Genomic DNA, 15,146 nt, shown 5'->3' on the forward strand with positions numbered 1-15,146 from the left:
GGTCTGTCTTCCGGGAGCGAAGCTGTGGTCAACAGCGGCAGTTCCGGTGCGGCCGCAATCGAAAGGAATAATCGTGGCAAGGAAAACCATCGCACAACGCCTGGCTGAACTGGAGGCGCAACGGTCCGCGCTCAAGGCGCGTCTCTCGAAAACCGAGCGCAACAACGATACGCGCCGCAAGGTCCTGATCGGGTCGCTCGTTCTGCATCACCTGGGGACCTCGAATGATCAGGAGTTCAGCAAGCAACTCGGTACGTGGCTGCGTCGCGAACTACCAGGCTTTTTGACACGCGACAATGACAAGGCGCTGTTTGACGATCTGATCGGACCAGGACTGCCGGGCACAGGAGAGTGTGGCGACGGCGGGCAGGGTGCTCCATGAACCGATTGCGACTTGTCCGGGGCGCATTCAAAAACATGATGCGAGCCGCCGCGCGTGATCCGCTTTGGGCAGTCCTGGCTTTGATTGCCATGCCGTTCCGGATCTGGAAACCGCTTCTCGGATTTGTCGTCATCCTCATCATCGTCACGTTTGTGATCGGCATGGGTGGCCGTCATTTCCTCGAGCAAACGGGTTTCGGGCGCGGCTCGCTTGTCTACATCCTCCCCGATTTCCTCACCTTGCTGGCGCTTGCCGTCATCACCTTCCGGTTCATCACCAGCGCGCTCATTTTGCATTTCGGGGACAGTGACGATGATACCCATGGCTCCGCCCGCTTTGCGACAGACAAGGAGATAGCTGCTCTCACCGCATCCGGCTCCGGCCTCCTGATCGGTCGTGATAGGAAATCAGCCAAACCTCTGCGCTATGACGGCCCGGCCCATCTCCTCACCATGGCGCCGACACGTACCGGCAAGGGTGTGGGCACGATCATTCCAAACCTGCTGACCGCCGACCGTTCCGTTATCTGCGTCGATCGAAAAGGCGAGAATGCAAGGATCACCGGCCGTGCGCGTCAGAAATTCGGGCCGGTTCACGTGCTCGATCCTTTTGGGGTCACCGGGAGACCCTCGGCAGCCTTCAATCCCCTGGCCATGCTTGATCCCCAAAACCTCGATGTCGCCGAAGATGCCAGTGCCCTTGCCGACGCTCTCGTGTTCGACGAACCGGGAATGGCGGGAGAGGCGCATTGGAACGAGGAGGCAAAAGCGCTGATCGCCGGATTGCTGCTCAAGATCGTTGCGGCGGAGCCTTTGAGACGCAAACACCTCGCAACACTTCGCGAGTATCTTACCCTTGCTCCGGAAGAGTTTGCAGCACTGCTCAAGCGTATGCAGGACAGCGATGCGGCAAGCGGTCTTGTCGCTCGTGCCGCAAACCGACACCTCGGAAAATCCGACCGCGAAGCCACAGGCAACGGGATGCACGACGAAAAGGCAGTCCAGCATCTGAGACCTTGTATGCGCGGCCCTCGGGCTCTCTTCGGCGCAACGGGAAGCGGATAGATGAGCCTTCGTCCAAATTGCAGTCCTGTGGCGACGGCGGCATCGCGGCGGAGGGATCGTTTTCGACCGCGAGGTCTAGCAACCGAGTAATGACCTTGACAGGACACCATAGGAGTCTAGACGGGGTTTCATGATCATCTTGGGAGTATGGAAATGAAAACACTGGCAGCCGTTTCGGCTTTTGTAGGCAAGACCTTTGCCGCCTGGGTCATCCTGTTTGCCGTGCTCGGCTTCTTTTTTCCGGATACGTTCAAGCAGATTGCGCCGTGGATCGTCACGCTTCTGTCGATCATCATGTTCGGGATGGGGCTCACACTTTCGGTCGATGATTTCAGGGAGGTCGTAAAAAGACCATTCGATGTGACGATCGGCGTGCTCGGCCAGTTTCTCATCATGCCGCTTCTGGCGGTGCTGCTCACCCGCATCATTCCCATGCCGCCGGAAGTCGCGGCGGGCGTCATTCTGGTCGGCTGCTGCCCGGGCGGCACCTCTTCCAATGTCATGACCTATCTCTCTAAGGGCGATGTCGCCTTGTCCGTTGCCTGCACCTCGGTCACCACGCTTGCCGCGCCGCTGGTGACGCCGTTCCTCGTCTGGCTGTTTGCGAGCCAGTTCCTGCCGGTTGACGGCTGGGCCATGTTCCTCAGCATTGTCAAGGTCGTTCTGGTTCCGCTCGCTCTCGGCGCCGCCCTGCAGAAGCTGCTGCCCGGTCTCGTCAAGACCGCCGTTCCGGCATTGCCGCTGGTGAGCGTCATCGGCATCGTCCTCATCGTTTCGGCGGTGGTGGGAGGATCCAAGGCATCCATCGCCCAGTCCGGGCTAATGATTTTTGCCGTCGTCGTGCTGCATAACGGGCTTGGCTATCTCCTCGGTTACCTCGCGGCAAAGGCAACGGGCCTGTCACTTGCCAAGCGCAAGGCCATTGCGATTGAGGTGGGTATGCAGAATTCGGGCCTTGGTGCGGCGCTTGCGACGGCCTATTTCTCGCCTCTTGCCGCGGTTCCGAGCGCCATTTTCAGCGTCTGGCACAATATTTCCGGTGCAATCCTGGCAAACTGGTTTTCGGGCCGGGTGGATGTAGGCTCCGCCAACAAAGCCGGCTGAAGCTCCGCATCTGTCAGGCCGCCTGTAGTTAAGGCGGCCTGACCCTGCCTTAGAACGGCATAGTCTGACGTGTTATGGCCGGTGGATTAAGCCGGGCAAAGCCCTCCTGGCGCTGATACGGGAAATGCGGATAGGGAGCAGTCGTCTCGCTGGCCTCGTCCAGCTTCGCTACCTGTGCGGACGTCAGTTCCCACCCCACGGCGTCGAGGTTCTGGCGAAGCTGTTCCTCATTGCGCGCGCCGATGATGACCGTGGAAACAGTGGGACGTCTGAGCAGCCAGTTGAGTGCGACCTGCGGCACCGTCCTGCCGGTTTCTTGCGCGACAACGTCGAGCGCATCGATCACGCGGTAGAGATGTTCATCATTAACCGGCGGGCCGAAGCTGGCGGTCTCATGCAGGCGGCTACCTTCGGGCAGCGGCGTGCCGCGACGGATTTTTCCGGTCAACCGCCCCCAGCCAAGCGGGCTCCAGACCATTGCGCCAAGACCCTGATCCGCGCCGAGCGGCATCAGATCCCACTCGTAATCCCGGCCGATCAGGGAATAATAGACCTGATTGACCACATAACGCGGCCAGCCATAACGGTCCGCGACGGCAAGCGATTTCATGATCTGCCAGCCGGAAAAATTCGAGACGCCAGTATAGCGCACCTTGCCGGAGCGGACGAGTGTATCGAGCGTCGACAGCACTTCCTCAACCGGTGTGAAGGCATCGAAGGCATGAAGCTGAAGGACGTCGATATAGTCGGTCTTTAGGCGGCGCAGGGCGTCATCCACCGCGCGCAGAAGCCGGAAGCGGGACGACCCGGCCTCGTTCGGCCCGTCACCCATCGGCAGGCTGGTTTTGGTCGAGATCAGAACGCTGTCGCGCCTTCCCTTGACGGCTTCGCCGAGCACTTCCTCCGATGCGCCATTGGAATAGACATCGGCGGTATCGAACAGGTTGACGCCGGCTTCCAGACAAATATCGATCAGGCGCCGGGCTTCCGTGGCGTCTGAATTGCCCCAGTTGCTGAAGAGCGGGCCGGAGCCGCCGAAAGTTCCGGTGCCGAAACTCAAGACCGGCACTTTCAGGCCGGATTGGCCGAGATGACGATATTCCATGGGGCGTTCCTTTGTTGCTTCGAAATGGTCACGGCCGGGGCTCTGGCAGCGCCGCGCTGTGTCCATCCCGTCATGATCTGGCAGATGAAGATTGCGATGCGTTTCAATCGCCGTCTGAAGATAGACGCTAGCTCTTCAATGAAATAGAATGCCGAAAATACTATCACTTGTGAGATGAAGTCATCATGGCGCGACTGGAGATCAACCGGGCAGGGGAGATGGAAATCTTCGTGCGGGTCGTCGAACTCGGCGGTTTTTCCCGCGCGGCCGCAGCGGCGAACATGACGCCTTCTGCAGTGAGCAAGCTGATCGCACGGCTGGAAGGCCGCCTGGGCGCGCGCCTGCTCAACCGTTCCACCCGGCAGCTTCAGATCACGCCGGAGGGCTGCGCCTTCTATGAAAGGGCCATCCGTATCCTCGCCGATCTCGAAGAGGCCGAACGCGCCGCCGGTGAGGGCGAACAGCCTGTCGGCCGCGTGCGGATCAACACCAGCGCTTCTTATGCAACGCATATTCTTGCGCCCATCCTGCCACGGTTTCTGGCGCTTCATCCGGGCATCACGCTCGATATTGTCCAAACGGATATGGTGGTTGACCTTCTTGCGGAACGCATGGATGTAGCGGTGCGCGCCGGGCCGCTCAAAAACTCAACTCTCGTTGCCCGGAAACTCGGTGAGACAGGGATGATCATTGCTGCCGCCCCGGCTTATCTGCAGCGCTGCGGCGTGCCGCAAACCATCGCCGATCTGGAAGATCACAATCGGCTCGGATTCGGTTACGCGCGGTCAGTCGACGGGTGGCCGTTGCGTGACGCCGGAAAGACCGTCGTCATTCCGGCGACAGGGCGCGTGCAGGTCAGCGATGGCGAGGGCCTTCGCCGTCTTGCCCTTGCCGGTGTCGGGCTGGTCCGCCTTGCCGCCTTCACCGTGCGGGAGGATATCGCCGCCGGCCGGCTCATATCGGTTCTCGATCACCTGGATACGGGTGAGACGGAGATGTTTCATGCCGTTTATGTCGGCCAGCGCGGGCCGCTTCCCGCCCGCATCCGGGCGCTGCTCGATTTTCTCGGCGAGCACGGGCGGGTGAAATGACCTTCCGATGGCATCGGAAGTTGCGGCGGGGATGAAGACGGCAGGAGGCTGAAAAAAGAACGTCCGGCTGACCGGACGCCTATGGTCTCGGACCGGACATCGTGAAGGCGACAACCGATTTCAGCGAAATGTGTGTCTCCTCGGCAAGTGTGCTTGGTATCGCGCCGCAAAGGCTGCCCGTCGTTACGACATTGCCCGCCTTGAGCATCTCGCCGGTGTTGAATGCCGCATTGGCAAAGGCGACCAGCGGCGCGAGCGGATCGCCATTCGGATGTGTTACCTCGGCATCGAACAGCGATACCGACCCCTCGGTAACGGTGAGCTGCGGCAGGTTCTCGCCATTTCCGGCAAAGATGTCCACGATGTGCTTATCGACTTCCGGGCCGATGACGAAGCCGTGGTTGGCAAGGCGATCCGCGAGAAAAAGCGGAAACGGCACCTGATTTTTCTCCACCAGCCTGTAGCGGAGAAGTTCAGCGCCAAGGTGAACCTTGTCGATAAATCCGATCAGGTCGGCTCTTGTCATCGGCCCCGCCGCCGCCGCAGGAATATCCGCCGAAAGCGTAAAGCAGATCTCAACCTCGATGCCTTCGGTGCCGTCATGGGGAAAAGAAGCGGCATTGGTTTCATCGACCCGCACACAATCGAGCATGGGCGCCCCAATGGCCTCGCCATCCGCGCGAATCGCCAGTTTCCAGCCGGCAACCGGTTCTGCCCGGCTTTCAGAAAAAGCCCGCTGGACCGCCATAGCCTCTCCAAGCGTGCCGGGAATGAGACCCTCCGCCAGCACCGCCGCCAGAGAAATCTTCGCCCCCTTGCGGCTCGCTGTGATAAAGCTTTCCGCCAGTTTCTCGATTGCCGTCATTCACTTACGTCTCCTGCTGATTTCACGCGCCGAATGCTGTCACGATATGACGCTGTGTGCCAAGGCCATCAATGCCGAGTGCGACCACATCGCCGGCTTTTAGGAGGACTGGCAGTTTCATTCCTAGGCCGACCCCGGGTGGCGTGCCCGTGGTGATGACGTCGCCCGGCGTGAGGCGCATGAAGCGGCTGATGTAGGAAACAAGCGTTGCGATCGGGAAAATCATCTTGGATGTCGACCGCTCTGCATGCGTTGGCCGTTGATGTCCAGCTACAGGCCAAGATTTCGCACGTCGCCGATTTCGTCCGGTGCCACGCGGAATTTGGCAACGCCATGCCTGACACGATAGGGCCTTTTGTCCCGCTGTTGAGCGGTGGCAGAATGGCCCTCTACACGTCTCAGGGACGAGCGCGTGGCGGAGATATTGCCGCTTCTGGCAAGGGCCGCAAGCGACATGGAAATCGCTTGGTAGTGGAACGGCTATTCTCGGCCTAAATGGCAGCTGACATAAAATTCGGGCGGCACTGGCCGCCCGTTTTATTTTGGTGTTAAGCGACGTCTGCGTCGAACTGGATACTATGAAGTCGTTTATAAAGGCCGTCATTCGCCAGCAATTCACGCCGGCTTCCCTGTTCGGCCAATTCACCATTGTCCATGACGACGATCTTGTCGGCGCGGTTGATTGTGGAAAGGCGATGGGCGATCACGATGGATGTCTTGTTGAGCGTCAGGCGTTCCAACGCATCACGCACGAGAGCCTCGGATTCGGAATCCAGTGCACTTGTCGCTTCATCAAGGATCAGGATATCCGCGTCCCGAAGCATTGCGCGTGCAATCGCCACACGCTGTCGCTGGCCGCCCGACAGGCCGGAGCCGTTTTCGCCCAGCCTGGTGTCGTATCCGTTCTGCATCTTCATGATGAAATCATGCGCATTTGCGGCCTTTGCTGCCGCTATGATCTCGTCCTCAGTCGCGTTGTCGCGGCCGACGGAAATGTTGTGCTTGATCGTCCCGGAGAACAGGAAGGTCTCCTGGCCGACATAAGAAACATGCTCGCGCAGGCTGGCAAAGGAAACATCGCGCAGATCCGTGCCGTTGATTTCAACGGAGCCGTTCTGCGGGTCGTAAAGACGCATCATGAGGTTGATGATAGTCGACTTGCCACTGCCAGAGGGGCCGACCAGCGCCGTCATCTTGCCGCCTTCGAAAAGGACGCTGACATCCCTGAGAACCGGTTGACCGGACACGTACTCGAAGCTGACGTTCTTGAGCTCGACATCCCCGCTTGCCTTCGGGAGCGCTACTGCGTCTTTCTTTTCCGTCAGTGTTAGCGGGGCATCCAGCACCTCGAACATCATACGCACGCCGATCATCCCGCCTTCGATCTGTACGCGCATTCGCGCAAGTCGCTTAGCCGGTTCGTAGGCAAGGAGAAGAGCGGTAATGAATGCCATCAGATCGCCGGGGGAGCCGCCTTTTTCGAGCACCGTGTATCCAGAGACAGCAATTACCACTGCGATAGCAAGGCCAGACAGGGTTTCCATGATCGGGCTCGTTGCTGCCTCGAGCTTAGCAATCCCATTGGCACGATGCTCAACATCTGACACCGCCTTGTTCATACGCTGGCGCATCAGTTTCTCAAGCGAAAATGCCTTGATAACGCGAACGCCAATACTCGTTTCCTGCACGACGTTGACAATTTCGCCAAGCGACGCAAGCTCCGCTTCCATGATCTTGCGAACACGACGCAGGACTAGACGAACGCTGAAGATCGCCAATGGACCAATAATCATGGAAATGGCACTCAGAAGGAAGTTCTGGGCGAACATCACGATGATCAAGCCAATAAGGGAAAACAGGTCACGTACGAAGGATGTTACTATAGTATCTATCACACTGCGCGCGGCCTGCGCATTGTATGTAACACGAACAAGTAACTCAGATGACGGCAAGTTTTGAAAGAAGGATACTCCCTGTTTCAAAAGCCGATCATATATTTTTCGTTGCTGCTCCGCAACAATGCTATTGCCCGCCTTACTCAGATAATAGCTTTGAACAAAGGTGGCAAAGCCTTTAACAATAAAGATAACGGCGACGGCAAAGGCGATTTCAAGAACAACATCAAAACCCTGCTTCAGATAAACGCTGTTAACAATATCGCGCATAATCCAAGCGCTAAGTGATGTTGTACCAGCTACGACCAGCATTGCTGCTATCGCCGCGGAATACCATCCAACGTGTTTTTTGAAGTTTTCTTTAAAAAGTCGCGTCAGCAACTTTCTGTCGTCTGGCGATAAAAACGATCCAATCAAGGAAGCTACCATCCTATTTCAACATTCATACGCAGACTAAAAGCAACGCCACTCACTATTGGCGGACTGTTGCGAGTGTGCCGTTTGGTTATGCGCAGAAGCCTAAAAGTGCACAATCGCGCACAATAACAGATATCAAAGCGAACGACACCGTGCGTTATCGAAAAACAAATCTTGTAGCGTTCGTTTGTTCGTTTCGGTCTGCTCCGATGGATTGTAGCAAATAGTCCTGCGTTTCTTGTCTGTCAACATTCGTGTCACCGCTACCGTTCCGGCAGTACCAAAAGAAGTGTCTATGCGAAATGATCCCTTTGCAGGATTTGGAATTACGTGGGATCGTCTCCCGGCACGTTCTCTAATCGCGGTTGTCAAGTTGATCGCCGAGGGTATCACAGGTCAGGCTCATGGTTCTCTTCGACGTCGGCAGTTTGGTCGCCTCATCATGGCGTTCGATAGGCTCGGTCGACCCATGTGGTGTTCGTGGTTGCCCGGATAATACGGCACTCGCATTCCCGGGATCGGTCTTGACCGCGCCATCGTCCTGACCGGACGATCTCGCCGGTCTCAGCTAGTCATGGATATCACTGTAATCATGCCATCTCGCCCGGCTCTTGCGATGACCAACGGAAAGATTCGGCGGACATCCACATTGAGTGAAGGATCACGGCCAGCTTCCGGGCTACAGCTACCTTAACTTTCCGATAGCCGCTACGCCGCGCGACGCGTAACCACCAGTTCTTCAAAGCGCAGAACCGCGGAATTCGCGTCGGCAGCAGATTGGCTGCCTCATACAGGCTGCGTCGGAGAAAGTCGTCGCCCCGTTTTGAAACGCGCCCGAATCTCATCGTCTCACCGGAGGCATAGATGCGAGGTGTTAGAGTCGGACTCGAAAAGGCTTCAATGATATCCATATCTTGCCGAGCGGCGCGTCAGGACCCGGATGTGGGCGATAATGATCCAGCCTCAGCTGATCCGACGGACTTTTCCCAATCCTTGGCCAGTCGCCGGCATCTGCCAAGCCTGCAAAGGTGCGCTCCGCGACCCAGCGACGCGGCAGAACCTCGAAGCCCTTGGTTTTGTCGGTCCGCTTGACGATCTGGAGAGTGAACGCAGCGATTTTTTGCAGTGCGCCCTTCAGTTTGGGTCCGAAATAGCCGGCGGGCGCGCCGTCGCGATCCTGAATATCGGCGCTATGAACCATGAGGCCGACCCTAGTCCGAGTGTGTCGACGACGATATGACGCTTGCGTCCCTTGATCCTCTTGTCCGCGTGATAGCCCGAAATTCCGCCGCTTTCCGTGTTTTTCACGCTCTGGCTGCCGATCACGCCCGCAGACGGCGAAGCTTCCCGGCCATCCAGCTCGCGCACCTCCATCAAAAGGTGATGGTTGATTTGTCCCCATGAACCCGTCGCTCGCCACTCGTAAAAATAGGCCTCCACAGTTGTTAAATGCGGAAAATCCCTGGGCAGCATTCGCCAATGACAACCCGTCGAAGCAATGTAGAGCAACGCATTCATAATCTTGCTAAGATCGGTGCTGCGCGGCCTGACCAAACGCCTTGGTCCAGGTAGGCAGGGCGAGATCAATCCCCATTCCCGGTCCGTCAGGTCACTTGCATAGCGGCGCGCGCGTCGGGCACATTGCAGACGGGTGAAATCAGTCCAACCCATTGTGGTCTCCGTTCGTCCTAAGCAAACAAACAGAACCACAAATGACTGATTTCACTCAACTCTTTTTCGGTCAGGCTCTTAGCTCGACTTTGTACAAAATCGGTTGTGATTTCGGGCTCTGCTGAGCGATTTGGGGTCAATTAATTCGCTGCAGCCGAACACATGTCCGCACCAAACTTCGACGTCATACCGAAAGATTCTTCTTGCGCCCGGAGGCGTCCACATATGTCCTCAAGTCTGGCTTGAGCCTTTCTGCTTATGCCGACTGTCCGGTCGACATGGGGGCAGTTCATTAGCGGAATCGCGGAAAGAGTGCCTCTTTATAAAAATGATGCCCCTGGCAGGACGAGGCATGAGGCGCTTCCCGATTTTGGGCCCGCGGGAGCTGGAATTTTCCGCGGAAACGTCACATCGCATCGCAAGCCAATCATGAAAGAATTGTTTAATTCTAGTGCTAAAATAATTCGTAGGAATTTACATTTCAATCGGTTACAAGGTCGACGAAATTTTGGCGATTGCGAAGAGTGTCGCGAGGGTAGATGGATGATATATACTTTAGATAAAGCAGTGCGGTGTGCATGTTTTACGATTTCTACCCACGTTGTTCATTTGACAATATTTATATTATGCTTTTTTGTTTTCTTTTTTACGTCAAATTTTCACTTAAATTTATACGATGAAGGCATAGTTTTGACTGGTGCTTATAGGGTTCTCCATGGCGAGTGGCCATCAAGGGATTTCTACACGAACTATGGCCCAGCCCAATTTTTCGTAGTGGCAGCAATATATGAATTCTTTGGTGTAACGGCGCTCGCATCCAGGGTATATGATGCGTTGATAAGCGCCGCGATTGTGACTCTGGTCTATTGCGCGATAAGCAATGCTAAAAATATAATGATAATATCGACTTCATTGATTTGGGCATTGTTCCTATTGATTTCATATCGCATAGAACTTTACTCTTTGATGCCCTGTATGGTTTTACTCTTGGCGGGAGGAATCGCAACGGAGCGGCATCTGGTTGATCATCCGCTTCACATTGCCAATTTTTCGTGGGCAATTGCCGCTCTCATATTTCTTTTCCGGTTTGATCTTGGGGTTGCCGCCGCTGCGGTGTTCGGCGCCCCGATTGCGATTGTCGCATTTATTGATTTTTTTCAGGGGCGAGTCGGTCTCGCAGCCGCACTCTCCGTTGTCTTCAGAAATGCTTCCGTTGCGCTTTTGTGGCTTGTCGGGGCTGCTTTTGCGCTTTGGTCGGTGGGAATTCTGCAGCCCGCCTTAAATGATCTCTTGTCATACAACGCAGGAAACTATGTTCAAATGCGATCATTGCCATTCCCAAAACCGGGTGATCTCCGTTTGGACCCTGTGCGAACAATCGTTATCTATTCTCCCGTTTTAATCGTTTTTTTTTCGCTTGTCGGGCTTTGGTTTACTCGATTGCGAAACTCGGGCGAAAGTCGCCGTAAGCAAATCGGCGTCATTGTTTTTATTTCTATAACTGTGATCTCTTACATGAAAGGATTTGTTCGCGTATCTCCCGAGCATTTGTTGATCGCTTGCGTTTCGGCCTGCGTGTTGGTGCCTCTAGTGATCGATGCGTTAAAGAGACCTAAGTCCCAGCTAAGTCGGATAGCTAAATTCTCATTGCCAGCAATCCTCCTCGTGGCGTTTATTTTTACCGGAAGAACTGTTGAAGCGAGATGGAACGCGGGTTTATTGTTATCTGGGAAACGATCGGAGTTATTATCGTCAGTGTTTCCGTTCGGCTCCCGTGGCGAGGTCATGGACGCTGCAGAATTTATTGCAGCCAACACCCTGCCGGATGAGCGAATCCTGTCGGTTACCGGACGTCATGACAAGGTCTTTGCAAACGATATTTCACTTTACTTCCTGGCTCAACGGCTTCCGGCAACGAGATGGCATCAATACGATCCTGGAGTTCAGACAACTGAGGTTGTCCAAGCTGAAATGATGGAAGATATTAAGCGTAGGAAGGTTCGATTCATTTTTCAGGATCGCAGTTTTGATGATGTAGATGAGAAAAATGGAAGCTCAATTAGCAGTGGGGTCACCCTATTGGATAAATACATTGCCGAACAATTCAGAGAAGTTCGGCGCTTCGGCCCAATTTCAATATTGGAAAGATGCGAGAAGGATTGCCTAAAACCTTAGTAGTTCTTCCTGCGATCTTTTTTAAACTGGGAAATTGTTCCTCGTCTTGCCGACGTCCGCACCACGGGCGCGGAGACCTTTCCGTGCATCGAGAAGCGGAAGCACGATATGGGCGAGATCAGGATGGCTGGAAAGTAGATTTCGAACGTTCTTCTCGAATACACTTCTTTTGCCGGCTGGGACGACCAGACCGAACGTCTTCATGATGCCGCGGATCTAATTGGAAAGTTCGGTCGTCATGTGAACCAACTGGGTGCGAGCCGCAACAAGCGTGCGCGCTAACATGCTGTCGAACCCCTTCACCCGGACTTCGCGAAAGAATCCCACTTCCGCCAGATGGGCCAGCCCATCGGCGTCGTTCGCGTACATTTTTTTCACCGCCATGTCGAGAGCCGCTTTAGCGTGTCGTGCATCAATGCAGATGACAGGAAGGCCCTCGGCTCTAAGCGCATGATAGAACCACACCGAGAGCGGTCCTGTTTCAAACACCACGCGTTTTACTGTCGGTGCCCGTTTGCGGGTCAGCTGGCATTTAATGGAGAACGCCAGCCAGGCTTTTCTCGACGCTGTGCGCAAATCAAGTAAGCGGCAAGCTGAGGCCGTTCAGGCCTTGTAGCTCCACGGCATAAGGGTATGGATTTCGCTGCTAGGCCAGCCGTTTGCAAGGCGCTCGAGCGTCTGCGTCAGCCAGGCCTGGGGATCGACAGAATTTGACCTTGCCCCGTTGAAATAATCCATTTTGAAGTAAGCTCTGGCCCATTGTGAGGTGCTCCCCGAATTTGGGCCAGCGGGAGCTGGAATTTTCCGGGGTTAAGACTCAGTGCGACGGTGGTGCCGATGAGCCGTTCATGAGCGAAATCGGCACTTTGTTGCCTATCGCGCTGTGTGGCCGGAATTCGTTATAGATCCTATGCAAGCTCGCCGCGGAGCTTGATAATCTGCCTCCGCTTTTTAAGGAGGATGATCATGAGCGCCGAACGTGCCAACGATTGCTATGTCGCCCTTGAACTCAGCCAACGCACATGGCTGATCGGTTATCTTCTGCCCGGCTCAGATAAGGTGCAGACTACGGCAGTAGCCGGCGGTAATGCCGAAGCTCTTCTGTCGGCGCTCGGACGGATCGAAAGCCTGGCAGGAACTCGGTCGCATGACGGATGTGCCGTGGGCTCGATGCGGGTCTGCTTCGAGGCAGGTTATGATGGCTTCTGGCTTGCCCGTTTTCTTATCGATCGCGACATCGATACTACAATCCTCGACCCATCCAGCTTTCTGGTTTCGCGACGAGGCCGACGTGTGAAGACAGATCGCGTCGATGTCGAAGCGATGGTGTTCACGCTGAAGGCATATCTGCTCGGAGACAGATCGGTTTGTCGACCTGTTCGGCTGCCCTCAGTCGCGGAAGAAGACGCCAAGCGTCTTTCTCGGGAACGCACGCAATTGAAGAAGGAGCGCACGCGGCACGTCAATCGTATCCGCGCCTTGCTTGTGCTCCACGGTATCCGCTCTGTTCCTGGTCTTTGGGGAGGACGCTGGAAGGAGGCACTTTCGAATATCCGGACCGGCGATGGCAGGGAATTAGGGCGGTTCATCTTCCGTGAGCTTTGCCGCCAGTTTGAACGGCTCGATCTCGTGCACTCGCAGCTCAAGAGCTTGGAGAAGGAGCGCATTCAGGCTTGCGAGACCGAAGGAGCCATCAACGGCAACGCGAAGATCAGGGTGCTGAAGCAGCTTGACGGCATCGGCGAAGTCGGCGCCACGCAGTTGGTCGTCGAAGTGTTCCATAGAACATTCAAGAACCGAAAGCATCTGGCCTCTTACCTCGGACTGTCACCCAGCCCCTATTCCAGTGGGGAGGTCCATCGGGATCAAGGCATCAGTAAAGCCGGAAACAAACAGGCTCGAGTGATGCTCGTCGAATTGGCCTGGTGCTGGCTAAAGTACCAACCACAAAGCAAACTGACGCGATGGTATCGCTCCCGCTTCTCGGGGCATGGAAGTCGGTCCGGGAAGGTCGGAATAGTCGCCTTGGCTCGCAAACTGGCAATAGCATTATGGCGGTTCATTGAAGATGGCGAGGTCCCTGAAGGGGCTACACTAGCTGTCGCCGCCAAGTAAGGTTCCACTGCCGACGGGCAGTTGAAGCAGAAGCGCGGCTACCGTGCGTAGAGATGGACATCAGACGCCGAGTTGTAGTTTGGTAACGCGCTTCAAGCAGACGCCTGGCCACCATGAATCGGGATTATGGTCGGGGGCAATCGCTCCAGCCGCATACAAGTCGAGGCACCAAGGTGCCAGATCGCCAGACGACTGCGAATAACGGAAGGAAAGAAATTTTGGGAAAGATGAAAATGGAATCCTCCATCTTTGCCCGCGCGTCGTCAAGGGTCATGAACCAGTGAGCGTTCAGGCACTCGGCGCGGAACTTGCCATTGAAACTCTCGATGTAGCTGTTGTCGGTCGGCTTGCCTGGCCGGGAGAAGTCGAGCACGACACCCTTGTGATAGGCCCAAAGATCAAGGTCTCGAGAGATGAACTCGCTGCCGTTATCGACGCGAATGGTCGTCGGATATCCGACCTGGCGGCAGACCCGCTCTAGTGTCTGAACGACATCCTCCCCCTTGTAACTGAAGCGGGCATCGACTGCCGGCGAGAAGCGCGAGTAAGTGTCGACGACCGTCAGAACCCTGATCTTGCGACCAGTGGCCAGTTGGTCATGAACGAAATCCATCGCCCAAACATGGTTGGAATGGGTCGGCTCCGTGCGGTCAGCCCGCAGCTTCGCCTTGACCCGGCGCTTGGGAACCTTGTTGCGGAGCTGGAGGTCCATCTCTTTGTAAAGACGATAGATTCGCTTCGGGTTCACGGGCCAGCCTTCACGCTTGATAAGGATATGCACACGCCTGTAGCCGTAGCGTACCCGCGTCTGGCAGATGTCCTTGATCTTGAGCTTCAACTCGGCCTGCTCGCCACGCCTGGACTTGTAGACATAGAGCGACCGGTCGACTTTCAATACCGAGCATGCACGCCGGATCGAAACCTTCCAGTCAGCCTTGATCGTGTCGACAAGCTTGCGCTTGCGGGCAGGCCTCAAAGCTTTTTTGAAAGCACATCCTGCAGCATGGCCTTGTCCAGTGACAAGTCGGCAACAATCCGCTTCAGCTTGGCATTCTCTTCCTCAAGCTGTCGCAGCCGCTTCATCTCCGAGGGCATCAAGCCCGCGTATTTTTTGCGCCAATTGTAAAACGTCGCGTCCGAAATTCCTGCCTTGCGGCAGACCTCGCCGATCGGCGTGCCATCCTCTGCCTGCTTCAACACGAATGCAATCTGCGCTTCCGAAAACTTCGAGGCCTTCATCGAATTCTCCTCTTTTTCCCACC

Annotated in this window: 9 protein-coding genes and 6 pseudogenes; 6 read left to right on the forward strand and 9 right to left on the reverse strand. The window is 55.9% G+C overall.

All coding sequences use genetic code 11. The features are described 5' to 3' along the window. Positions 1–73 precede the first annotated feature (73 nt). The 3 genes and pseudogenes from MRBLRC7O_RS22110 (at position 74) to MRBLRC7O_RS22120 (ending at position 2,550) form a co-directional block, all read left to right on the forward strand. A complete protein-coding gene (locus MRBLRC7O_RS22110; protein ID WP_367727645.1) occupies positions 74–382 on the forward strand; it encodes a mobilization protein in 309 nt (102 codons plus the stop codon). After that, positions 379–1,356 (forward strand): annotated as a pseudogene (locus tag MRBLRC7O_RS22115) (type IV secretory system conjugative DNA transfer family protein); the annotation flags it as partial. The gene MRBLRC7O_RS22110 and the pseudogene MRBLRC7O_RS22115, both read left to right, overlap by 4 nt. 243 nt (positions 1,357–1,599) lie before the next feature. Next, positions 1,600–2,550: a bile acid:sodium symporter family protein gene (locus tag MRBLRC7O_RS22120; protein WP_367727646.1), complete on the forward strand. Its 951-nt coding sequence runs from the start codon at positions 1,600–1,602 to the stop codon at positions 2,548–2,550. Between the two features lie 49 nt (positions 2,551–2,599). On the opposite strand, the gene MRBLRC7O_RS22125 is transcribed toward MRBLRC7O_RS22120, so the two are convergent. Then, positions 2,600–3,655 carry an aldo/keto reductase gene (locus MRBLRC7O_RS22125; RefSeq protein WP_367727647.1) on the reverse strand — a complete coding sequence of 352 codons (1,056 nt, stop codon included), beginning with the start codon at positions 3,653–3,655 and terminating at the stop codon, positions 2,600–2,602. A gap of 185 nt (positions 3,656–3,840) precedes the next feature. Between MRBLRC7O_RS22125 and MRBLRC7O_RS22130 the strand changes: the two genes are divergently transcribed. Beyond that, on the forward strand, positions 3,841–4,746 hold the full coding sequence (locus MRBLRC7O_RS22130) for a LysR family transcriptional regulator (protein WP_367727648.1): 906 nt from the start codon (positions 3,841–3,843) through the stop codon (positions 4,744–4,746). Between the two features lie 79 nt (positions 4,747–4,825). Here the strand turns inward: MRBLRC7O_RS22130 and MRBLRC7O_RS22135 are convergent, their stop codons facing one another. The 5 genes and pseudogenes from MRBLRC7O_RS22135 to MRBLRC7O_RS22155 form a co-directional block, all read right to left on the reverse strand. Next, entirely contained in the window at positions 4,826–5,611 is a 786-nt protein-coding gene (locus MRBLRC7O_RS22135; RefSeq protein ID WP_367727649.1) for a 2-keto-4-pentenoate hydratase, read from the reverse strand. A 22-nt stretch (positions 5,612–5,633) separates the two neighbouring features. Beyond that, positions 5,634–5,926, reverse strand: a pseudogene (locus MRBLRC7O_RS22140) (fumarylacetoacetate hydrolase family protein); the annotation flags it as partial. Between the two features lie 233 nt (positions 5,927–6,159). Further along, a complete protein-coding gene (locus tag MRBLRC7O_RS22145; protein WP_367727718.1) occupies positions 6,160–7,923 on the reverse strand; it encodes an ABC transporter ATP-binding protein in 1,764 nt (587 codons plus the stop codon). Positions 7,924–8,513: 590 nt separating this feature from the next. Further along, the gene (locus tag MRBLRC7O_RS22150; RefSeq protein WP_367727650.1) at positions 8,514–8,834 is read right to left on the reverse strand and encodes a transposase; all 321 of its coding nucleotides are present in this window, start codon (positions 8,832–8,834) and stop codon (positions 8,514–8,516) included. Beyond that, positions 8,821–9,594 (reverse strand): annotated as a pseudogene (locus tag MRBLRC7O_RS22155) (IS5 family transposase). Before MRBLRC7O_RS22155 ends, MRBLRC7O_RS22150 begins: the two are co-directional and overlap by 14 nt. Positions 9,595–10,284: 690 nt before the next feature. On the opposite strand from MRBLRC7O_RS22155, the gene MRBLRC7O_RS22160 reads away from it, so the two are divergent. Then, on the forward strand, positions 10,285–11,769 hold the full coding sequence (locus MRBLRC7O_RS22160; protein ID WP_367727651.1) for a hypothetical protein: 1,485 nt from the start codon (positions 10,285–10,287) through the stop codon (positions 11,767–11,769). A gap of 45 nt (positions 11,770–11,814) precedes the next feature. On the opposite strand, the pseudogene MRBLRC7O_RS22165 reads toward MRBLRC7O_RS22160, so the two are convergent. After that, positions 11,815–12,345 (reverse strand): annotated as a pseudogene (locus tag MRBLRC7O_RS22165) (IS110 family transposase); the annotation flags it as partial. Between the two features lie 27 nt (positions 12,346–12,372). Further along, positions 12,373–12,489, reverse strand: a pseudogene (locus MRBLRC7O_RS22170) (transposase domain-containing protein); the annotation flags it as partial. Between the two features lie 246 nt (positions 12,490–12,735). On the opposite strand from MRBLRC7O_RS22170, the gene MRBLRC7O_RS22175 reads away from it, so the two are divergent. Next, positions 12,736–13,884, forward strand: coding sequence for an IS110 family RNA-guided transposase (locus MRBLRC7O_RS22175; protein WP_367727653.1), 1,149 nt, complete (start codon positions 12,736–12,738; stop codon positions 13,882–13,884). A 238-nt stretch (positions 13,885–14,122) separates the two neighbouring features. On the opposite strand, the pseudogene MRBLRC7O_RS22180 reads toward MRBLRC7O_RS22175, so the two are convergent. Next, positions 14,123–15,123, reverse strand: a pseudogene (locus tag MRBLRC7O_RS22180) (IS3 family transposase); the annotation flags it as partial. Positions 15,124–15,146 lie beyond the last annotated feature (23 nt).

Source organism: Agrobacterium radiobacter (assembly GCF_040801995.1).
Taxonomy (GTDB): Bacteria; Pseudomonadota; Alphaproteobacteria; order Rhizobiales; family Rhizobiaceae; genus Agrobacterium; species Agrobacterium radiobacter.

Bases quoted from the DNA above. Each gene is read 5' to 3' on its own strand.
- MRBLRC7O_RS22120 (WP_367727646.1), top strand. From the start codon at position 1,600: ATGAAAACACTGGCAGCCGTTTCGGCTTTTGTAGGCAAGACCTTTGCC.
- MRBLRC7O_RS22125 (WP_367727647.1), bottom strand. From the start codon at position 3,655: ATGGAATATCGTCATCTCGGCCAATCCGGCCTGAAAGTGCCGGTCTTG.
- MRBLRC7O_RS22130 (WP_367727648.1), top strand. From the start codon at position 3,841: ATGGCGCGACTGGAGATCAACCGGGCAGGGGAGATGGAAATCTTCGTG.
- MRBLRC7O_RS22135 (WP_367727649.1), bottom strand. From the start codon at position 5,611: ATGACGGCAATCGAGAAACTGGCGGAAAGCTTTATCACAGCGAGCCGC.
- MRBLRC7O_RS22150 (WP_367727650.1), bottom strand. From the start codon at position 8,834: ATGGATATCATTGAAGCCTTTTCGAGTCCGACTCTAACACCTCGCATC.
- MRBLRC7O_RS22175 (WP_367727653.1), top strand. From the start codon at position 12,736: ATGAGCGCCGAACGTGCCAACGATTGCTATGTCGCCCTTGAACTCAGC.